Source organism: Mesorhizobium sp. M0159, assembly GCF_040322295.1.
Classification (GTDB): Bacteria; Pseudomonadota; Alphaproteobacteria; order Rhizobiales; family Rhizobiaceae; genus Mesorhizobium.
In genome coordinates this window covers 36,044-57,193 of the sequence record NZ_JAMYTF010000012.1, presented here as the reverse complement: position 1 = coordinate 57,193, position 21,150 = coordinate 36,044, and the positions used below count along the sequence as shown (strand labels likewise).

17 protein-coding genes are annotated in these 21,150 nt (G+C 62.5%); 7 read left to right on the top strand and 10 right to left on the bottom strand.

Features of this window, described 5'->3' with window-relative positions; genetic code table 11:
- Positions 1 to 5: 5 nt before the first annotated feature.
- The 3 genes from NKJ32_RS14770 to NKJ32_RS14760 all read right to left on the bottom strand — a co-directional run bounded on the left by NKJ32_RS14770 (position 6) and on the right by NKJ32_RS14760 (position 1,903).
- Positions 6 to 1,034, bottom strand: coding sequence for an NAD(P)/FAD-dependent oxidoreductase (locus NKJ32_RS14770; RefSeq protein WP_352568758.1), 1,029 nt, complete (start codon positions 1,032 to 1,034; stop codon positions 6 to 8).
- 82 nt (positions 1,035 to 1,116) lie between these two features.
- Positions 1,117 to 1,437: a 2Fe-2S iron-sulfur cluster-binding protein gene (locus tag NKJ32_RS14765; RefSeq protein WP_023674833.1), complete on the bottom strand. Its 321-nt coding sequence runs from the start codon at positions 1,435 to 1,437 to the stop codon at positions 1,117 to 1,119.
- 97 nt (positions 1,438 to 1,534) lie between these two features.
- Positions 1,535 to 1,903: an Hpt domain-containing protein gene (locus NKJ32_RS14760; protein WP_292660938.1), complete on the bottom strand. Its 369-nt coding sequence runs from the start codon at positions 1,901 to 1,903 to the stop codon at positions 1,535 to 1,537.
- A gap of 285 nt (positions 1,904 to 2,188) precedes the next feature.
- On the opposite strand from NKJ32_RS14760, the gene NKJ32_RS14755 reads away from it, so the two are divergent.
- Positions 2,189 to 8,575, top strand: coding sequence for an apolipoprotein A-IV repeat region-like domain-containing protein (locus NKJ32_RS14755; protein ID WP_352568760.1), 6,387 nt, complete (start codon positions 2,189 to 2,191; stop codon positions 8,573 to 8,575).
- 104 nt (positions 8,576 to 8,679) lie between these two features.
- Here the strand turns inward: NKJ32_RS14755 and NKJ32_RS14750 are convergent, their stop codons facing one another.
- From NKJ32_RS14750 to NKJ32_RS14735, 4 genes are read right to left on the bottom strand one after another with little or no spacing between them, the layout of a single operon-like run.
- Positions 8,680 to 9,333: an ABC-type transport auxiliary lipoprotein family protein gene (locus tag NKJ32_RS14750; protein WP_352568761.1), complete on the bottom strand. Its 654-nt coding sequence runs from the start codon at positions 9,331 to 9,333 to the stop codon at positions 8,680 to 8,682.
- A gap of 37 nt (positions 9,334 to 9,370) precedes the next feature.
- On the bottom strand, positions 9,371 to 10,744 hold the full coding sequence (locus tag NKJ32_RS14745; RefSeq protein WP_023679998.1) for an MlaD family protein: 1,374 nt from the start codon (positions 10,742 to 10,744) through the stop codon (positions 9,371 to 9,373).
- A gap of 13 nt (positions 10,745 to 10,757) precedes the next feature.
- Positions 10,758 to 11,576, bottom strand: a complete 819-nt coding sequence (locus tag NKJ32_RS14740; RefSeq protein WP_352568763.1) for an ABC transporter ATP-binding protein — start codon at positions 11,574 to 11,576, stop codon at positions 10,758 to 10,760.
- 1 nt (position 11,577) lies between these two features.
- Positions 11,578 to 12,762 carry an MlaE family ABC transporter permease gene (locus NKJ32_RS14735; RefSeq protein WP_352568764.1) on the bottom strand — a complete coding sequence of 395 codons (1,185 nt, stop codon included), beginning with the start codon at positions 12,760 to 12,762 and terminating at the stop codon, positions 11,578 to 11,580.
- Positions 12,763 to 12,840: 78 nt separating this feature from the next.
- Here NKJ32_RS14735 and dgcA point away from each other — a divergent pair, with 78 nt between their 5' ends.
- On the top strand, positions 12,841 to 13,824 hold the full coding sequence (dgcA, locus tag NKJ32_RS14730) for an N-acetyl-D-Glu racemase DgcA (RefSeq protein WP_352785324.1): 984 nt from the start codon (positions 12,841 to 12,843) through the stop codon (positions 13,822 to 13,824).
- On the opposite strand, the gene NKJ32_RS14725 is transcribed toward dgcA, so the two are convergent.
- Both NKJ32_RS14725 and NKJ32_RS14720 read right to left on the bottom strand, forming a co-directional pair.
- On the bottom strand, positions 13,795 to 15,012 hold the full coding sequence (locus tag NKJ32_RS14725; RefSeq protein WP_352540619.1) for an MFS transporter: 1,218 nt from the start codon (positions 15,010 to 15,012) through the stop codon (positions 13,795 to 13,797). The two genes, dgcA and NKJ32_RS14725, sit on opposite strands and share 30 nt — an antisense overlap.
- Before the next feature lie 127 nt (positions 15,013 to 15,139).
- Positions 15,140 to 15,961: a UDP-2,3-diacylglucosamine diphosphatase gene (locus tag NKJ32_RS14720; RefSeq protein WP_352785327.1), complete on the bottom strand. Its 822-nt coding sequence runs from the start codon at positions 15,959 to 15,961 to the stop codon at positions 15,140 to 15,142.
- Positions 15,962 to 16,081: 120 nt separating this feature from the next.
- Here NKJ32_RS14720 and NKJ32_RS14715 point away from each other — a divergent pair, with 120 nt between their 5' ends.
- The 5 genes from NKJ32_RS14715 to NKJ32_RS14695 all read left to right on the top strand — a co-directional run bounded on the left by NKJ32_RS14715 (position 16,082) and on the right by NKJ32_RS14695 (position 20,484).
- Complete coding sequence (locus tag NKJ32_RS14715) at positions 16,082 to 16,861, top strand: SDR family oxidoreductase (RefSeq protein ID WP_352785330.1); 780 nt, start codon at positions 16,082 to 16,084, stop codon at positions 16,859 to 16,861.
- A 163-nt stretch (positions 16,862 to 17,024) separates the two neighbouring features.
- Positions 17,025 to 17,324 carry a hypothetical protein gene (locus tag NKJ32_RS14710; RefSeq protein ID WP_352568770.1) on the top strand — a complete coding sequence of 100 codons (300 nt, stop codon included), beginning with the start codon at positions 17,025 to 17,027 and terminating at the stop codon, positions 17,322 to 17,324.
- Between the two features lie 52 nt (positions 17,325 to 17,376).
- On the top strand, positions 17,377 to 17,640 hold the full coding sequence (locus NKJ32_RS14705; RefSeq protein ID WP_352568771.1) for a hypothetical protein: 264 nt from the start codon (positions 17,377 to 17,379) through the stop codon (positions 17,638 to 17,640).
- A complete protein-coding gene (locus tag NKJ32_RS14700) occupies positions 17,637 to 17,945 on the top strand; it encodes a hypothetical protein (RefSeq protein ID WP_352568772.1) in 309 nt (102 codons plus the stop codon). The genes NKJ32_RS14705 and NKJ32_RS14700 overlap by 4 nt, the downstream gene beginning before the upstream one ends.
- 214 nt (positions 17,946 to 18,159) lie before the next feature.
- Positions 18,160 to 20,484: an NADP-dependent malic enzyme gene (locus NKJ32_RS14695; protein WP_352568773.1), complete on the top strand. Its 2,325-nt coding sequence runs from the start codon at positions 18,160 to 18,162 to the stop codon at positions 20,482 to 20,484.
- A gap of 12 nt (positions 20,485 to 20,496) precedes the next feature.
- Here the strand turns inward: NKJ32_RS14695 and NKJ32_RS14690 are convergent, their stop codons facing one another.
- Positions 20,497 to 21,117, bottom strand: a complete 621-nt coding sequence (locus NKJ32_RS14690) for a DUF1287 domain-containing protein (protein WP_051406245.1) — start codon at positions 21,115 to 21,117, stop codon at positions 20,497 to 20,499.
- Positions 21,118 to 21,150 lie beyond the last annotated feature (33 nt).

Sequence of the window (21,150 nt, the reverse complement as noted above, 5' to 3'; positions counted from 1 at the left end):
GAGGTTCAGTCGACCACGCCGAGCTTCTTCTGCAGACTGGTTGACGAGGTCGTATACTGAAAAACGATGCGCTCGCCGGGGCTGACGATGCGCTTGGCCGCTTGCGCCATCAAGGCGACCTCGTGGAAGCCCGACAGGATCAGCTTCAGCTTGCCGGGGTACCAGTTGATGTCGCCGACGGCGAAGATGCCGGGCACCGACGTCTGGAATTTTTCGGTGTCGACCGGGATCAGGTTCTCGTGGAGGTTGAGGCCCCATTCGGCGATTGGGCCGAGCTTCATCGTCAGGCCGAAGAACGGCAGCATCCGCGTACACGGCACTTCGATATCGCCCTCCGGCCCCTTGATGGTGGCGGAGGCGAGCTGGCCGTCGGCGCCGGTCAGGCCAGTCACCTGTCCGACCTGGAATTCCAGCTGCTTCATCTCCTGCATGGCATACATCTTGTTGACGCTGTCGGGCGCTGCACGGAATTCGGGCCGCCGGTGCACCAGCGTCACGCTCTTGGCAACCGGCTGCAGGTTCAGCGTCCAGTCGAGCGCCGAATCGCCGCCGCCGACGATGACGAGGTCGTGGCCGCGAAAGTCCTCCATCCGGCGCACCGAGTAGAACACGCTCTTGCCTTCATAGGGTTCGATGCCTGGAATCGGCGGGCGCTTCGGCTGGAACGAACCGCCGCCGGCGGCAATCACCACAATTTTGGCTTCGAACACCTCGTTTTCGTCGGTAATGACGCGGAAGCTGCCGTCCTCCAATCTTTCCAGGCTCGAAACCATGCGGCTATAGGTGAATTCGGGCTTGAACGGCGCGATCTGCTCAAGCAGCTTGTCGACCAGGCCTTGCGCCGAGATCGAGGGCCAAGCCGGAATGTCGTAGATCGGCTTTTCCGGGTAGAGTTCGGCGCATTGCCCGCCGGGCCGGTCGAGTATGTCGATCAGATGGCACTTCATGTCGAAGAGGCCGAGCTCGAATACGGCAAACAGGCCGACAGGCCCTGCCCCGACAATGAGTACGTCCGTCTTGGTGATAGCGGTCATGAAGCATGCGCCTCTATGGGAAAACGGCGCGACACTGCATGACCATTGGTCCGCTGCCAAGCGGCAGCCGCAAAAATCGGCTTCAGCCCTGGCGGGCCGGCACGCGCACGACCAGCCCGTCGAGGGCGTCGCGCACCTTGATCTGGCATGACAGCCGCGAGTTCGGCTGGACCTCGTAGGCGAAATCCAGCATGTCCTCTTCCATGGCTTCCGGCTCGCCGACCTCCGCCGTCCAGGCTTCGTCGACATAAACATGGCAGGTCGCGCAGGCGCAGGCGCCGCCGCATTCCGCTTCTATTCCCGGCACCGCATTGCGGATCGCATTTTCCATGACGGTCGAGCCGTTTTCGGCATCCACGTCAAAATGCGTGCCGTCATGGGCGATGAAGGTCAGCTTGGTCATTTGTCACCTGAAGGGAGTCTGAGCCGACATAATCACTCTGCCGGACAAGTCAACTGCGGCGCGAAAGCGCCCGTGCGTGGCGTCTTTGGGATAAGTCCTATCGGCTGATGGCGGCGACGAAGTCGCGCACTTCTTCGATCAGCGAGCCAAGCCGCTTCAGCGTGCTGGCGTCTTCGGGCCGGCATTCGATCGCGCTGGCGCAATCGGCAATGGCGAAGGCGCCGACCCCGCGCGCCGAGCCTTTGAGCCCGTGTGCCAATAGCAGCCGCTGCCTGACATCCGCATCGACGATCTTGTCGCGCACCGACAGCGCCTGCTGCACGAACAGAGCCAGCACCTCCTGCTCGAGGCTCCGATCGCCCATCGTCTGGCGCGCAAGATGCGCCAGGTCGATCGGCCGCGCCCCGGCTGTCCCCGACACGTCGCCGCCGGGCATCGAGAAGGCAATGCCGTTTTCGCCACGTATCACTTTGAGACTCCGTTCTTCGACCGCCGCAAAAACTAGGCGTATCCGGTGGACAACGGGTTAATGATTGGCCCGGAAAAATGTCGCGATAACGGCGCCGGAATCACGGCTGTGTTAACCTTATATTTAAAGTTTTACGTATCGGGCGGAATGCATGTTTTCTTTACCCGGCTGTGTCATTACGATACGACAGGTCCATTTTCAGCCTCCTGCGCGGGACACGCTAGGCAGAATCAATAAGCAGAACCATAAGTCCCGCGGCAGCTTGTACAGGGTAGCGAAGGCATGGCGAAGAAACCAACGACGACAAGAACGCTCGACAGCGACGTAGCCAGGGAACTTGAAAAGGCACTTGATATCGATCTGAGCGGCGATGCCGGCGGCGACTTCGACATGGCTGCATCCATGGAAGATCTCGAAGCGCAAATATCGCAAGCCGCCGACGAGCTGGCGCGCGAAGGTCGCAGCCAGAACCAAGCGCCTGCCCCGGACCAGACCCAGAACGCGGCACCTGCCGCCAATCAAAGCCAGATCGCAAATCCCACGCCAAAGGCCAAGCCGGCTGAGTTGCGTCCTGTCGCAACGCGCAATGGCTCGCAGCCGGCAGCTTTCTCGCCGGCCAACGACGATCGTCAAAAAGACTATAAGACGCTCCTGCACACCCTCAATCGGCGCGCCTCGAACACGATCTACTGGGTCGTGGCTTTCGTTTCGCTGGCCTGGATCGCCGGCGCTGGCGGCCTTGCGAACCTGTTGTTCGGACCTGGCATCTGGAACATCCGCACCTTCGATCAGTTTTTCGCCCGTCCGGAGCTGATCGGCCTGGCGGTCGCGGCAATCGTGCCCGTCATCCTGTTCTGGGCATTCGCAGTGATGATTCGCCGCGCTCAGGAGATGCGCCTTGCCGCGCAGTCGATGACCGAGGTGGCCTTCCGTCTGGCCGAGCCGGAAAATCTTGCCCAGGATCGCGTCATGATGATCGGCCAAGCGGTTCGCCGCGAGGTGGCAGCCATGGGCGAAGGCATCGAACGCACGCTTGCGCGTGCCGTCGAGCTCGAAACGCTGGTCCACAGCGAGGTGAACCAGATCGAGCGCTCCTATTCAGAGAACGAGTCCCGCATCCGCTCGCTGGTCGACGGGCTGGGCAGCGAGCGCGAAGCGGTCGTCACCCATGCCGAGCGCGTGCGCGCCTCGATCACCGGCGCCCACGAGACACTGAAAGACGAGATCAACGCCGCCAGCGATATCATTCGCGACAGCATTCTCAACGCCTCGACCAAGCTGTCGATGACGATCAACGAATCCGGCGATACGCTGATCGACAGGATCAACGGAAGCTCGTTGTCGATCTTCGATTCGGTGGAAGGCCGGCTCGAGTCGATCACCGATCGGCTGTCGACGTCGGGCGAGGCCTTCGCCAGCCTGCTCGACACCCGGATCGCCAAGCTGACGGACACCACCGATGGCCTGACGCGGTCACTGACCGACCTGCTCGACGACCGCACGAGCGGCATGGTGTCGCTGCTCGGCGGTGCCGCCCGCACACTCAATTCGGAATTCGAAGCCAGCCTCAACGGCATCGAGCGGACGCTTGCTGAACGTGGCCAGGCGCTGATCAGCGAGTTCCAGACCCGCGCCGAGGCGCTCGACACCGGCACGCAGAAGCTCAACGCCGCGCTGGAGGCTCGCGCACGCCAGATCAACGAGACGCTGGTCGAGCGCGCGCGCGAAATCGCCCACACCTTCCAGGATAGCAAGGAGACGCTGTCGGCGATGATCGATCAGGGCAAGACCCAGATCGGCGCCGACATGGCCGACATCATTTCATCGACCTCGACCATGCTTGAAGCCCGCGCCGGCGATTTCGCCGGGCGCATGGAAGCGGCGCGCCATGTCGTATCGCGTTCGTTCGATACGGACATCCAGCGGCTTGCCGATGCTCGCGCCGGCATCGAGGAAGCCGTCGAGAACCACAGCCGCAAGCTTTCCGAAAGCCGCGACCGGATGGCGGCGGCAATGCAGGCCGATCTGGCGAAGTTCGCCGAAGGTCGCGCCGAAGTCGACGCAGCGGTGGCTAACCAGGTGCAGAAGCTAGCCGAAGGCCGCGGCCTGATCTCGCGCGCCCTTGAAGAGGATCTGCGCAAGGTCAACGAATCGCGCGCAGCGATCGACGCTTCGCTGGGCAGCCATCTCGAAAGCCTTGAAGAGGGTCGCAACAGGCTTGCCCAGGCCTTGAACGAAGACTCCGGAAAACTCGTGCAAGCTCGTACGATAATTGATGAAATGGTTGCCGGGCACGTCGGCAAGCTCGCCGAAGGCCGCAGCATCCTTTCGCGCGCGCTCGAGGCCGACCTCGGCAAGCTGGCAGAGAGTCGCGCCAGCATCGACGGCCTCGTCGCCGGTCAGGTCGAAAAGATCGCCGAGGGTCGCGCCATACTCGCCAGTGCGCTGGAAGCCGACATCGCCGGCATCAATGGCCTCATCGAGGCGCATTCGGCGAAATTGGCGCAAGACCGCAGCGGCCTTTCCCAGTCACTCGATAACGACCTGTCCGACATCAGGAGCCTGATCGCCGATCATTCTGGCAGGCTCGCCGATGACCGCAGCCTGCTTTCGAAGACGCTTGAAGACGATCTTGCCAAGCTGGCCGAAAGCCGGTCGAGCATCGATGGGCTGGTTGCCGGCCAGGTCGAGAAGCTGGCCGAAGGCCGCGACATCCTCAAGCGCGCGCTGGAATCGGACCTGAACGCGATCAAGGGCGTCATCGCCGGCCAGTCCGAAAAGCTGGCGGAAGACCGTGGCCAGCTGTCGCGGGCACTGGAGAGCGACCTGCAGGCCGTGCGGGGCGTTGTCTCCGATCACATGAACAAGCTCGCCGAAGACCGCTCGACCCTGTCGAAGGCGCTCGAAGACGATCTCGGCAAGTTGGCCGAAAGCCGCTCGAGCATCGATGTGATGGTTGCCGGCCAGGTCGAAAAGCTGGCAGAGGGCCGCGACATCCTCAAGCGTGCGCTCGAAGCCGATCTGAGCACTGTCAAGGATGTCATCGCCGGCCAATCCGAGAAGCTGGCGGAGGATCGCGGTCAGCTGTCGCGGGCACTGGAGACCGATCTCGAGACCGTGCGGGGCGTCGTCTCCGAACATATGAACAAGCTCGCCGAGGACCGTTCGGCCCTCTCGAAGGCGCTCGAGGACGATCTTGCCAGGCTGGCAGAGAGCCGGTCGAGCATCGACGGGCTGGTCGCCGGCCAGGTCGAGAAGCTGGCCGAGGGTCGCGACATCCTCAAGCGCGCCTTGGAAGACGATCTTGCCAAGCTGGCCGAAAGCCGCTCGAGCATCGACGGACTGGTTTCCGGCCAGGTCGAGAAGCTGGCCGAAGGCCGCGACATCCTCAAGCGCGCCTTGGAGGCCGATCTCAGCACGATCAGGGGCGCCATCGCCGATCAGTCGCAGCTATTGACCGATAATCGCGCGCAGTTTTCGCGTGCGCTGGAAGCCGATCTCGGCAACGTCAACAGCCTTGTCGCAACCCACGCAGAGAAGCTCGTCCAGGACCGCTCGACCCTGTCGAAGGCGCTCGAGGACGATCTCGCCAAGCTGGCCGAAAGCCGCTCGAGCATCGATGGGCTGGTTGCCGGCCAGGTTGAGAAACTGGCGGAAGGCCGCGACATACTCAGGCGCGCGTTGGAAGCCGATCTGGAGAGGCTTGCAATGAGCCGCAGCGAAGTCGACGAGATCGTCGCCGGTCATGTCGGCAAGCTGAGCGAGGGCCGCGACATGCTGACCCGCGCATTGCAGGACGATCTCTCCAGGCTCGCCGAAACGCGTAAGGATGTCGACCGTTCGCTGTCCGGCCATATCGACCAGATCGCCGCCAGGAGCACCGACATCTCCGATGCGATCGCTGCGGACGTAGAAAAGATCGAGCAGGCGTTCAGCCGGCAGACAGGCATCATTGAAGAGCGCGCCAGCACAATGGAGCGGGCGCTGTCGACGGGTGTCGACAACGTGCGCAGTGTGCTCGAAAGAAGCGCGGTCTTCGTCGCCGGCGCGCTGCGCGAGAAGGTCATGGAAGTTACGAGCGCGCTGCATGAGCAGGCGGGCGCGGCATTCAGCGATGCCGACCGCAAGATCGCCGAGCGCGCCGAGCAGACCTCGGCCGCCCTGCTCGCCAGGGCGGAGGACATCGCCCGCACCTTCGAGGAGGCGGATCGTCGCCTCGCCGCCCGCGCCGAGGACACGTCGAGCGCACTGATTGCCCGCGTCGACGACACGTCGAACAGCTTGCTCGCGCGTGCCCAGGAAACGGCCGATCAGCTGGCAGCCAGAGCAAGTGAGATTGCCGGTACCTTCGACGCGGCGGACCACCGGCTGGTCTCTCGCGCCATCGAAACGGCCCAGTCGCTGGCGGCACGTGCCGGCGACATCCTGCGCAATTTCGAAACAGCCGACGAGCGGCTGGGCGTGCGCATCGGCGAATCCGCCGAAGCGCTCGCGGCACGTGCGTCGGATCTCGGCCGCATTTTCGATGCCGCCGACCAGCAACTTATTTCGCGCATTGCCGAAGGCTCCGAAGCACTTTCGGCCCGTGCGTCCGAGATCGGCCGCATCTTCGAGGAGGCGGATCATCGCCTGGTGTCCCGTATCGCTGACAGCAGCACCGCAATCGGCGAACATGCCGACACCATTGTCGGTGCCTTCACCAGCACCGAGCAGCGGGTTGCCGAACGCGCCAGGCAGACTGGCCAGGAACTCGCCGTCCATGCCCGTGAAATCGAGCAGCTGCTTGCCGGTGCCGACGAACGCCTGGCATCGAGTGCTGCCGCCACTGCGGCCCGCGTCGAGGAGCAGGTCGCCAGCGTCGAGAACCGCCTCGCCTACTCCGCCGAGACAATGGGCCAAAAGCTCAACGAACAAGTCTCGGGTGCCGAGGCGCAGTTGGTCTCGCGTGCCAACTCGATCGCCGAGACCTTTACCGCGGTCGGCCAGCATATCGGCCAGAGCACCAACGACGCTGCAAAGACCATCGGTGCCAATACTCGCGAACTCAATACGATGCTTGCGGCACGTTCGGCCGAAATATCGAAAATCCTGGACGAGACGGCACGGCCTCTGGTCGAGCGCTTCGCCCAGGGCGGCTCCGAGCTGCAAAAGAGCATGGAAGAGGTCACCGAACGTGCGACCGAGAAGCTGCGCAATCAAAACGCCGCCCTCGTCGATGCCATCGCCAGCCGCACGGCCGAAACCCTGTCGGCCGTCGAAGGCGCGCGCTCGACGCTTGCCGACAGCGTTGCCGACCTCATCGGCCGCATGACCACCTCCAGCTCGCAGCTCGGTCAATTGATCGAGCAGGCGGCGACCAATCTCGGCCAGGTCGACGAACGCCTGACCGGGAGCACGCAAAGCTTCGCGGCGACCACGGAAAAGACCGCGCAGACCTTCGCCAGTTCGGCGCGTCTGGTCGATTCGAACACGACGCGGCTCACCGAGCTGTCGTCGTCGACCTTGCGCGAGGTTGCTTCAATCGCCACCAAGTTCGACGAGCACAGCCGGTTGCTTTCCAGTGCCTCGGACCTGTTGAGCTCGGCCCAGAGCAATCTTGAGCACACGCTCGAAAGGCAATCGTCGCTGGAGGACCTTGCCGTCGGCCTTGTCAAGAAGTCGGAAGATCTCGAAAGGGTCATGCGCTCGTTCGAGAATCTGGTCGGCCAGACGCTGCAGAACGCCGAAGGCAAGACGCTGGAATCCGCCGACAAGATCCGTACCGCGATTTCCGAAGTGGTCGATTCGGCAACCAAGCGCTTTGCCGATGCGACCGAGGAGATGCGGCGTACCGCCGGCTCGATCAAGAGCGAGCTCGACCTCACCCGGGCCGAGCTTAAGAAAGGCGTCATCGAGATGCCGGAAGAGGCAAAGGAATCAACCACGGCTATCCGCCGTGCCGTTTCAGAGCAGATCAACGCGCTGAAGGAACTTTCTGAAATCGTTGCGAAATCTGGCCGCAGCGCCGACAGTTCGGAACAGCGCAACCTGCGTCCGGCGCCGCAAGCGCCTGCCGCACGCCCCGCCGAACCGCCACGTCGCCCGGCTCCGGCTCCCGAACAGCGCCGTGCACCGCAGGCGCCTTCGGGCGAGACGGCGCTGCGCGGCACGCTCGACCTCGAACGTCCCGCAGACCAAGCGCCGCGCCAGCGCGACCCCAACGGCCGCACGCCGCAGGGCGGTTGGGTGCGTGACCTCCTGACCGGTGCATCACGCGAAGACGACGCCAAGCCGGCAGCGCCTGCCGAAGCGCCGCGCCCGGCTCCCGCTGCGCGTTCGCCGCTTCATGTCGTGGAATCGCTGAACTCGCTCTCGGTCGATATCGCACGCGCCATCGATCACGATGCCTCGATCGAGCTGTGGAACCGCTACCGGCGCGGCGAGCGCGACGTCTTCACGCGCCGACTTTACACGCTGAAGGGCCAGCAGACGTTCGACGAGATCCGCCGCAAATATCAGTCAGAGGCGGAGTTCCGCGCTGCTGTCGATCGTTACTGCGACGATTTCGAAAAGCTGCTCAAGGACGTGTCGCGCAACGACCGCGACAACATCATGGCGCAGACCTACCTGACGTCGGATACCGGCAAGGTTTACACCATGCTGGCCCACGCCAGCGGCCGCCTGCACTAAGCGGGCGACAGAGAACAAACGAAAAGGCGGGATTTCCCGCCTTTTTCATGCCGTACTGAATTCCATTGGCGCTGTAGAGTGCCGTGCCGGCAGTTCCGGCTGTGTCAGATCACGGTGTCCGTCCAGCGGACGATTTGCCCTGCCGCATCGCCGAACGCGGCATCGAGCGCGCCGACATAGGCCTGGTTGCCATTGCCCGAAACGGGCGCGATTGCGCTAAACGTCTTCGAAGACCGCACTTCACCGTTGCGATCGTTCAACAGGCGCACGAACAGCTCGACCTCGGCATGTTCGCCACCGTCGACACGCACCTCGAACGAGCGGATCTCGACGATCACCTGATAGTCGATCGCCAGCCCCTCGCCTGGCTTGCCGACGCCGGTGAAGCTGCCCGAGCGCTGGAACGTCTCTGCCAGCCGCGCCTGTACGATCATCGGCAGCCGGTCGGCCCATTGCGCGCCCTTGAGATACTGGATCGATCGCGGCGATGGCTTAATGACGATGTTCTGGCTGTCCAGCGCCTTGAGCGCCGATGGCTGAGCGATGAGTATCTGGCGACGGCTGTGGGCACGCGCTTCCAGCGACGGCGCCGAAAGCTCAAACGTATCCAGCGGCGCCGGCTTGCCGCCCAGCGCCGCGCAGCCGGCGAGCGAAAGCGCCAGCAGTGCCGCTCCGGCCTTGAACCCACTCGATCTGACGCTGCCTGAACTGATCGACTTCAAACGCGATCCCCCCCGGATCGTGGAAACAACGCGCATCCGCAAGCTATGTTCTTGCGGTGGGCGCAGGCCGAAGTCAACGGCGCACCCTGCCGTCGAACTGCCGGACCTCACCCTCGCCGCCGGACAGGATCCGCTGTGGATTGCGGCTGAGGTCGGTCACCGCCTCTTCGATGCGGTTGATCGAACGACGGCTGTCCTGGACCAGCGATTCGACGTTTTGCAGCCCCTGTCCCGAGAACCGCGCCAGATTGTCGGTGATGGTGCCGAGGCGGGCGTTCAGCGTGTCGGCGACCTGCTTGAACGATTTGAGCGTCGCCCTGGCATCGGCCATGACGCCGTCGGCCTGACCGGAGCCGAGCAGTTTGTCGACCTTGGCAAGGATACCGTCGACTCGCACCGAGGCATCGTTGAGGCGTCCTGCGAGCTGGTGCGCGTCTTTGATGGTTTCGTCGATGTCGTCGGCCCGGTTGGCGAACTTGTTGGTCACCTTGGCGATGTCGGCGGCAGCTTCATTGGCGTTTTCGCTGGCCTTCTGGATATTGGCCAGCGCGGTGCGAACCTCAGCCGGATCGATGCCGTCGAGAACGCCGTCGACCTTGGCCAGCGTGCCTTGCGTCTTCTGGGCGAACTCGTTGATCGAGCCTACTGCGGTGTCCACGTTCTTGATGACCGTGTCGAACTGCTTGCTGGTTTCCTTGAGGTTGGAAGTGACCGTGTCGACATTGGCGACGATGCTCTTGATCTGGTCCTTGTCGACGGCGTTGAGTAGCCCTTCCGCCGCCTTCAGGGTGCCGTCGAGCTTGCCCGAAACACCCTTCAGTTCGTCCGCCAGCGAGCTGACGCTGGCCAGGAACTTGTCGACGCCGTCCGCATTCCTGGCCAGTGCATCGGAGAAGGTCTGGACATTGTTGACGGTCTGCGTCAGCGGCCCGCGAACATCCTTGGTGAAGCCTTCGAGCTCCGAAAGGACCTTGTCGGCGCGGGTGAAGATGTTCTGCGCTGTCTGTAGCAGATTGGTGACCGCCGACGGGTTGGCAACGATCTCGGCGACACGGCCTTCCTTTTCCGCCTCGTCGAGAAGTTTTGGCTCTTTGGGGTCGGCGCCCTTGAGCTCGATGTTGGCCTGGCCGGTGAGGCCGGCAAGCCCGATATCGGCCTGCGTCGATTTGGTGATAGGCGTATTCCGGTCTATTTCGGTGTCGGCGATAGCAGCGGTCGGATTGTCGACGTCGATATAGACACGGCGCACGTCGCCGACTTTGACGCCATTGAACAGCACGAAGCTGCCACGGCCGAGCCCCGAAGCGGAGCCTGGAATGCGCACGCGCAGCACCGTCGTCTCACCCTTTTCGCCGATTGCCGCCGTCCAATAGACGAAAGCGAAAGCCGCGAGGATCGCGGCCAGCGTGAAAATGCCGACAATGACGTAGTTGGCCCTGGTTTCCATTGCTCACTTATGGCTATGCGCGCGCCGCAAGATCAAGTTGCCGGGCGCGTTTTCCGCGGAAATAGGATTTTACCCAGGGTTCCTCGCTCCTGAGCATGTCGTCGATCGTGCCCTCGACCAGCATTTTCTTGTTGCCGAGCACCGCCACGCGGTCGCACGCCGTAAACAGCGTGTCGAGATCGTGTGTGACCATATACACGGTCAAATCCATCGTATCGCGCAGCTTGACGACCAATTCGTCGAACTCAGCCGCGCTGATCGGATCGAGCCCGGACGTCGGTTCGTCGAGGAAAACGATATCCGGGTCGAGTGCCAGGGCGCGCGCCAGCGCAGCACGCTTGATCATGCCGCCGGAGAGCTCGGAGGGGAATTTCTGCGCCGCATCCGGCGGCAATCCGACCAGCTCGACCTTGAGCATGGCAAGTTCGTCCATCAGCTTCTTCGGCAAATCGAGATATTCGCGCATCGGCACCTGGACGTTTTCGAGGACCGTCAGCGCCGAAAAAAGGGCGCCATGCTGGAACAGCACGCCAAGCCGCATGTCGATGCGAAGGCGCTCCCTTTCGGTTGCCTTCTCGACGTCAACGCCGAACAGTTTGATTGTTCCCGATTGCTTGCGCGTCAAGCCAAGGATGGTGCGCAAGAGAACAGATTTGCCGGCACCGGAGGCACCGACGAAGCCGAGAATCTCCCCGCGCCAGATATCGAGCGACAATTTGTCGAGAACGACCTGGTCGCCGAACGACACCGTGATGTCGTGCGCCGACAGCACGATCTCGTCTTCTTTGGCTTTCGCCGCCACCTTGGTCGTGTTTGTGCCCGGCAGCGCCATGTCAGAACTCGATCGCTGCATAGAACATGGCGAAAAGCCCGTCGAGGATAATGACCACGAAGATCGACTTCACCACTGAGGCGGTCACATGCTGGCCAAGCGATTCGGCGCTGCCGCCAACCTTCATGCCCTCGACCGAGGCAATTATGCCGATGATCATGGCCATGAACGGCGCCTTGATCAGGCCGGCAAAGATGGTGCTGAGGTCGATTGCGACACGCAGCCGGTCGATGAACGCTGCCGGTGCAATATCGGAGTAGAGCCATGCAGCCAAAATGCCGCCGCCCAACGCGGCAAAGTTGGCGACGATCGTCAGGCAAGGCAGCGCGATGACCAGCGCGACCAGCCGCGGAAACACCAGCACGCCGATTGGATTAAGACCGATCACCTTCAGCGCATCGACCTCCTCGCGCATCTTCATCGAGCCGATCTCGGCGGTGATCGCACTGCCGGAGCGGCCGGCGATCATGATCGCCGTCATCAGCACGCCGAGCTCGCGCAGGATCAGCACCCCGACCAGGTCGACGACGAAGATGTCGGCGCCGAAATAGCTGAGCTGATAAGCGCCTTGCTGGGCGACGATCGCACCGACGATGGCCGACATCAGCACGACTACCGGTATGGCGCCGACACCCATGCGATCGATCTGGTTGAAGATCGCCGCCATGTTGACGGCATGGCCACGGCCAAGCTTCATCTGCGAGCCGCGTATCGTGGCGCCGAGGATATTCATTGCGGCCAGGAAATCGTCGCGCATCTCATAAACGCGCCGGCCAACCGCCTCGAGCCCGCGAATGATGATGTTGGGCGGCTTTGCCGGACCTGATTCGGGCTCGCGTCGGACCGCATCACCGACGGCGCCGAGCAGGATCGAGGCAATCTCGCTTTGCCCCTGCATCGTGATCTCGACGCTCTTCTTTTCGAAGCTGCTGACCAGGCGGTCGATCAGCCACGCCCCGGCAGTGTCCATCTTCTCGATTTGTGAAAGGTCGAGCGCCAGCGTCTTGAAGCCGCCGCGCTTCTCGATCTTACGCATCTCGGCATCGACCAGGGCAACGGTACGTGTCGTCCAGGTTCCCGAGAAAGCGCAGCCGAGAACGTCGCCCTCCTCGCCGATCGCGATGCGCGGCTGGTGGTCGGGCTCCGTGGCAGGGCCGCTTGCGTCGCGTTTGCGGATGGTCAACATGGCATCCTGTTTAGCCTGACGGGGCCGACCTGTCGATTTGCCGATATCCTCCTTGTCGCACAGCTGGAGCAGAAAAATATGGCGCGTGTCATTTCGGTCGAGGCCGAGCGCTTTCCGATAGCCGGGACCTTTACCATTTCGCGCGGCTCGAAGACCGAAGCGGAGGTGATTTCCTGCGCCATTGCCGAAAACGGCCGTACAGGCCGCGGCGAATGCGTTCCTTACAAGCGCTATGGCGAAACCATGGAGGGTGTGCGCGACGCGATCGAGGCGATGCGCAGCGAGATCGCGCGCGGCATCAGCCGCATCGCCCTGCTCGATGCCATGCCTGCCGGCGCGGCACGCAGTGCCATCGACTGCGCGCTCTGGGACCTGGAAGCGAAGATCAGCGGAACACCGGTGGCGCATACGATACGAACCGTTCCGTTACGACCGCTTGAGACGGCGTATACATTGTCGCTCGACGAGCCGGAGGCGATGGCGGCGCAGGCCCGCGCTAACGCCCAGCGCCCGCTACTCAAGGTCAAGATCGGCGGCGACAACGACATCGCGCGCATCCGTGCAGTGACGGCGGCAGCACCCGACAGCCGAATCATTCTCGACGCCAATGAGGGCTGGAATGACGACAATATCGTCGCAAACCTCGCCTTTGCCGCCGAGCACGGTATCGCCTTGATCGAACAGCCGCTGCCGGCGGGACATGACGGTATTCTTCGCCACATTGCGCATCCGGTACCGATCTGTGCCGACGAAAGCGTGCACGAGGCGAAGGACCTTGAAGCGCTTGTCGGCCTTTACGACGCCGTCAACATCAAGCTCGACAAATCGGGTGGCCTGACCGCTGCACTCGTGCTTCGCGACCGCGCCCGCGAACTGGGTCTTGGTGTCATGGTCGGCTGTATGGTCGGCACATCGCTTGCGATGGCGCCGGCCGTGCTGTTGGCGCAGGATGCCGATTTCGTCGATCTCGACGGTCCGCTGCTGCTGGCCCGCGACCGCGTTCCCGGTCTCGTCTACCAAGGTTCGCTGGTGTCACCGCCCGAGCGGGCGCTGTGGGGCTGAACGCGCGGCAAGTCCGATCAGAGCCAGGCCCGTCAGGGCGATCGGGATCATCGCAAAGAAGCCATTCGCGCCGAAGCGGTCGTAAAGAGGACCGGAAATCAGCGTCGCCGCCGCCATGAAGAAGCCATTGGAGAAGTAGGCGATGCCTTGCGCCGCCCCGGTGCGTTCTTCCGCGACCGTCTCACCGATCATCTTTTGCAGGCCGATCAGCACCAGCGCCACCGAAACCGCGTGCAGCGTCTGGATCGCGAAAAACCCGCCAACGCCAAGCCCAAGCGGCCAGATCAGCGGAAAGGCGAACCAGCGCACGATCGCGCCAATCCCGGCAATCAGCATGATCGAGACGACCGAGAAGGAGGCGAAAGCGCGGGTGAAAACGACGAACATGCATATCTCGGCGACGACGCCCCACCCCCACAGAAGCCCGACAACCGAATCGCTGATGCCGATCGACTTCCAGTAGATCGACACGAAACCGTAGAGAAATGCGTGGCTGGCGGTGATGACGCCGACGCCTGTCGAAAAATAGAGGAAGTACCGGTTGAGGAGTTTCGGTGCCGATTGCTGGATATCGGCGGCCGAAAGCGGCGAGGCGCGGCGTGGACGGCCGAGGCGCGGCGCAATCAGTCCGGCGGCTAGCGCGGCACACAGCGCCGCGAAGATGATCACCGGGACAGCCTGGGCACCGCTCGCCGACAGGATGAAACCGCCGGCGAGATTGGCGCAGAGATAGGAGATCGAGCCCCATTTGCGCATGCTTGCGTAATTCGAGCCGAAGCGGCGAACACCTGAAAGGGCGAGCGAATCGGCAATCGGCGAATGCGGCGTCCAGACGACCGTCAGGGCCAGCGACACGGCAAGTACCGTTGCGTAGGTCGGCGGCAGGAGGTAGCCGGCGGACAGGATCAGCGATGCGGCGACCAGCGCAACATAGACATTGGCGCGGTCGCTCGCTTTGTCTGCCAGCGCAGTAAGAAAAGGCGTCGTCGCCACGCGCAGGAACATCGGCGCGGCCAGGATCACGGCTATCTGTTCGGCATGGAACCCCTTCGCCTGCAGCCACAGCGGGAAATACGGCACATGCGTCCCGAGCGGAACGAAGAGCGTAAAGAAGATCAAGCTCATGCGCAGTTCGAAATGGCGTGGCTTGACGAGCTGTTCGGGCGAAAGCGGCGGCAGCGAGGACATTGACAGGCGATCCGTCGGCACGGCACTCAGCCGGGTCGGCCCGCCACACCTGCCGCTGCTTAACACGGCGAAAAAGTCGATGAAACCGCTGGACTAACCGATTGAAGCGAGATGCGGCCGGATTTGGTCAAGCCGCCTGGACTGCCCTGCCCTTGATGTCGATCGGCACGAGCACCTCGCTGCCGACCGGAGTCTCCGGCAGGACATGCGCCCAGTGCAGGATCTCCATCCGGCCGTCAAAATGCTCGACCACCGCCGTGCAGCTCTCCACCCAATCGCCGGTGTTGATGTATTGCACGTCCTCATAGCTTTCGATCGCGGCATGGTGGATGTGCCCGCAGATCACGCCGTCGACATGCGAGCGGCGCGCCTCCTCGGTCAGCACGGTCTGGAACGAGCCGATGAAATTCACCGCCTTCTTGACCTTGACCTTGGCCCAGGACGAGAACGACCAGTAAGGCAGGCCGAGCACCTGGCGCAGGCGCGTGATGACGCGGTTGACCAGCATCGCCGCGTCATAGGCGTAGTCGCCAAGATAGGCCAGCCAGCGCGCATTATGGACGACGGTGTCGAACTGGTCGCCATGGATGACAAGAAGGCGTTTGCCATCGGCGGTCTCATGGATGGCGCGGTCGGCGACGACAATGCCGCCGAAATGAACGCCCTGGAACTGGCGCGCGAACTCGTCATGGTTTCCGGCGATGTAGGTGATACTGGCGCCCTTGCGCGCCTTGCGCAGCAACTTCTGGACGACGTCATTGTGGCTCTGCGGCCAATGCCAGCTCCGTCTCAAGCGCCAGCCGTCGACGACGTCGCCGACGAGATAGATGATATCGGCATCGTGATGGCGCAGGAAATCGATCAGGAACTCGGCCTTCGCCGCCTTCGATCCGAGATGGACGTCGGAGATGAACATGCTGCGGAAAGTGCGGGGCTCTGCGCCGGACATCATTTGTCACCGTTGCTTTCGCCTGAGCCTATGCCCCGATTCATGCAACAACCGTATGACGGTTGCGATTGGTCCAGCCATCCGGATAGGTTGCCGCGGCAATCAGAGGAGAAAATCACCATGGATCTCGGCATTCGCAGCAAGAAGGCCATCGTCTGCGCTTCCAGCAAAGGCTTGGGACGCGGCTGCGCCATGGCACTGGCAGAGGCAGGTTGCGATCTGGTGGTCAATGGCCGCAACGCCGACGTGCTGGCCAAAACTGCCGCTGAACTGCGCGAGAAATTCGGCGTCAAGGTGACCGAAATCGTCGGCGACGTGTCCAAGCCCGATGTCCAGAAGGCGCTGCTTGCCGCCTGCCCCGATCCCGACATCCTCGTCAACAACAATGGCGGTCCGCCGTTTCGCGATTTCCGCGCGCTCGACCGCGAAAAGATCCTCGAGGGCGTCACCCAGAACATGGTGACCCCTGTCGAACTGGTTCAGGCCGTGATCGACGGCATGGCGGCGCGCGGCTTCGGCCGTATCGTCAACATCACCTCGCTGTCGGTCTATGTGCCTATCCCCGGCCTCGACCTGTCGTCTGGCGCCCGCGCCGGCCTCACTTCGTTCCTGGCCGGCGTCGCACGGACAGTGATCGACCGCAACGTGACTATCAATAACATGCTGCCGGGCAAACTCGACACCGATCGGCTACGCGGCCCGCACGAGGCCGGCACGCCCGAATATCCGGCCGCCGCCGCCGCGCGCAAAGCGCAAGCAGCAGCCAACGTTCCGGCCAAACGGCTCGGTACACCGGAGGAATTCGGCCAGATCTGCGCCTTTCTGTGCTCGGTCCATGCCGGCTACCTGACCGGACAGAACATACCGGTGGACGGCGGCCTCTATGTCAGCGCGTTTTAGTGGGTATCTGACGCTTTGGTATCCGCTGGGAACGGCGGGAAACGACCCATTGCGGACGTTGTAGCCATCAGCATAAGCTCCGCCAATGCAACACTCGTCCCTCGTATCCTTCCTCAACGGCGACAAACTACCGGACGAGCTTTGGCAGGAGATTGAAGCCGAAGTGACCGAATGCGTGACCGCCGCATCCAAGCCTGGCTCCGTGGGGCATGTCATCATCACTGAGGGGCCAAATACGATCATTGACCGTCGGCATGTGGACGTGCTGGTTAACGGGCTGGCGGACGGCACGCTCCCGGTCCAAGCCGCCGCCTATGTTGCCGATGCGCTGATCATGAGCGACGACTTCAACTTTGCGGACGAGGGCGTCTTGGAGGTTCTGTTCTTCCTGTCAGACGAGAGCGCGCCCCTTTCGCGAGAAGAGGTGCAAGCGCTGCAGAGCCGCCTTTCGACGGGACTGTAGCGTCCGCTTTCCATCCATTGCGGGCCTTGCGTCTTTCGCAGATACTGGCGGCATGGTTGAACTGGCCGGGCGGAATTATGAAGCAACGATTGGCAGTGATGTTCAACGGGATGGCATGTACCTGGAGCTCGTCGACCAGGACAATCACATAGTGGGCGAGATTTTTTTCTCGGACATTGATGGAAAGATGACGATTACCTTAGGTCAGCCCGAGGTTTCCGTTGAAGTAGTCGAATGGATGATTGCTAAAGCCAAGGTTCGCCTGCCACCGACTGATCCTGTTTCTCCTAACGACGGATCGGGAGGAGTACTGTGAAAACCTTCGCAGAAAGAATGATCGGCAAGTCGATACGGTCCGTTGGAAGAAGTGAAGAAGGGTACGGGATTACTGTTCTTTTCTCCGACGGCACCGGCCTTACCGCCTATTCAGAGGTGTCGCTGCGCATGAGTGACGCAGCAAGCGGTTCGCACATCGAACGCGTCACATCTACCGATCAAGAGATTACCTTTCACTTGGAAGGGGATGACTTCGTCGCGATCTCGACCGACCGTCAAAAGCACGACGCCGTCGAGTTGTTCGTCTACCAAGACACGGACGGCACCTTTATCGTCGAGAACTAAGCGACCGCCCTCCACACATAATGATCATTCGAACCGGCGCCGACATAGCTCGCCGCAGCACTACTTCGTCGCAAACATCTTCCACAGCAGATCGCAAAGTTAGGCTAATGCGAGGCAGAGCGTCGCGCTTGCGACATATCACCCCTCGAAAAGCTGCGGCTGCATGCTAAGAGACTCAAAACACCAAACGGACTGAACTGAGGAGGCGGCCGTCATGACAGGCGAAAGCAAGAAGGCGGCCCGATCCGACCTCGACGAAGCAGCGCTCTATTTCCATAAGCACCCCCGTCCCGGAAAGCTGGAAATCCAGGCGACGAAGCCACTGGGCAATCAGCGCGACCTGGCGCTTGCCTATTCGCCGGGGGTCGCCGCCCCCTGCCTTGAAATCCGCGACGACCCGGCAACCGCCGCCGACTATACAGCCCGCGCCAATCTGGTCGGCGTTGTCACCAACGGTTCGGCGGTGCTGGGCCTCGGCAATATCGGTCCGCTCGCCTCCAAGCCGGTGATGGAAGGCAAGGCCGTACTGTTCAAGAAGTTCGCCGGCATCGACGTCTTCGACATCGAGATCGATGCACCGGGCATCGAGCGCATGGTCGAGACGATCTCGGCGCTGGAACCAACCTTCGGCGGCATCAACCTGGAAGACATCAAGGCGCCCGAATGCTTCGAAGTCGAGGAACAGTTGAAAGCCCGCATGGGCATACCGGTCTTCCATGACGACCAGCACGGCACCGCCATCATCGTCGCCGCCGCTGTGCTCAATGGGCTGGAATTCGCCGGCAAGTCCATCTCCGACATCAAGATCGTCACGTCGGGCGCAGGTGCTGCGGCGCTTGCGTGCCTCAACCTTCTGGTCTCGCTCGGCGCGCGGGTCGAAAACATCTGGGTCACCGACCGGTTCGGGGTCGCCCATAAGGGCCGCGTCGAGGAGATGGACCGCTGGAAAGACCCCTACGTGAAGGATACCGAGGCGCGCGCGCTGGCTGACGTTCTGCCCGGCGCCGACGTGTTTCTCGGCCTGTCTGCCGCCGGCGTACTGAAACCGGAACTGCTCCACCACATGGCGCCCAAGCCGTTGATCCTCGCGCTGGCCAACCCCAATCCCGAGATCATGCCGGAAGCGGCGCGGGCAGCACGGCCCGACGCGATGATCTGCACAGGCCGCTCCGATTTCCCCAACCAAGTCAACAACGTACTCTGTTTTCCCTACATCTTCCGTGGCGCGCTGGATTGTGGTGCAAGCGCCATCAACGAAGAGATGAAAATGGCCGCCGTGCGAGCGATTGCAGCGCTTGCCCGCGAAGAGCCGTCCGACGTTGCCGCGCGTGCCTATTCCGGCGAGACGCCGATCTTTGGTCCGGAGTTCCTGATCCCCTCGCCTTTCGATCCGCGGCTGATCCTGCGCATTGCCCCTGCTGTCGCCAAGGCAGCGTGCGAGACCGGCGTCGCGACCCGGCCGATCACAGATTTCGCCGCCTATATCGACAAGCTGAACCGCTTCGTCTTCCGCTCCGGCCTGGTCATGAAGCCGGTATTCTCGATGGCCAAGACGTCGAGCGCCAAGCGCGTCATTTATGCCGACGGCGAGGACGAGCGCGTGCTTCGCGCCGCGCAGGTCGTGCTCGAGGAAGGCATTGCCGAACCGATCCTGATCGGCCGCCCGCATGTCATCGAGGTGCGGCTGAAGCGCTACGGGCTGCGCATCAAGCCGGGCATCGATTTCGGCTTGATCAACCCGGAAGACGATCCGCGTTACCGCCACTATGTCGACCTTTTGATCGAGCTTGCCGGCCGGCGTGGGGTGACGACGGAAGCCGCGCGCACCATGGTGCGCACCGATAATACGGTGATCGCGGCCCTTGCCCTGAAGCGCGGCGACGCCGACGCCATGGTCTGCGGCCTCGAAGGCCGATTCGAGCGCCATCTGCGCAACGTGACGTTGATCATCGGGCCACGCGCCGGCATTAGGGATCGCGACCTGTCGACGCTCTCCATGCTGATCTCGCAGCGCGGCATCATTTTCCTCACCGACACCCATGTCTCCGTCGACCCGACCGCCGAAGAAATAGCGGAAATGACCGTTTTGGCGGCCGAGGAAATTCAGCGTTTCGGCATCGAGCCCAAGGCAGCCCTGCTTTCGCATTCTGATTTCGGCTCTCGCGATTCGCCAAGCGCCATGAAGATGCGGCAGGCAGCGGCAATCCTGGCGCGCATCGCGCCCGACCTGCAATGCGACGGCGAGATGCATGCCGACTCGGCACTATCGGAGCAGCTGCGCCAACGCGTCTATCCGCATTCGCGGCTGAAAGGCGAAGCCAATCTGCTGGTGTTCCCCAATCTCGATTCGGCGAACATCACACTGACGGCGCTGCGCACAATGATGGACGCGCTGCATGTCGGCCCGATCCTGCTCGGCACCGACAGCCCGGCGCATATATTGACGCCGTCGGTGACGTCGCGCGGCGTCGTCAATATGACGGCACTGGCCGTGGTCGAAGCCGCGCACAAGGCGCAAGCCATCGTCGATCTGGAATAGCCGCGGGCTTTCTCAGATTGGCCTGAACCGGAAATGTCCTGTCTGCCTGAAGGCAAACAAAGTGTCCTCTTCCCTGGCGCCGCCGCCGATATTGTGAATGACCAGTCTTCTTGTCGGTACCAAAGTGGAGCGATTGGACGACACGATGGCAATATGCGACAGATTGCCGGGCAGCATCTGGGCGATGAGATCCCCTGGCCGATAGTCGGCCGGGTCTTGGCTGACGGGCAAGGCAGCACCGCGCCGCTCGAAATAGACCGCAAGGTTGGGCACACGGCGGTGGTCGATGTTGCGGTCGGGCGCCTTCAAGCCCCAAGCCTTCGGATAGGCGGCAAAATTGGCCCGCATATCCTCATGCACCAATTCTTGCAGGTCGAGATCGAAGGCGCGGCGATAGGCACGGATCACGACATCCGTGCACACACCCCGCTCGGGCCCAACGTCCCCGCCCGGATAGGCCAGGCGTGTATAGGTCGGATCGTAGAGCATGGTGACGCCGATCTGCTCACGGGCAGCTTCGACCAATTTGGTACCCCAATCCGGCGTGATGGGCTTTTCCTGCGCCATGGCATCCGGCATCGCCAGGCACAAAAGACCAAACTGCACTGCGGCTCGACGGGTAATCGCGGTCATGCCAAGCCTCCGGGCATTCTGGATCCGGGCATT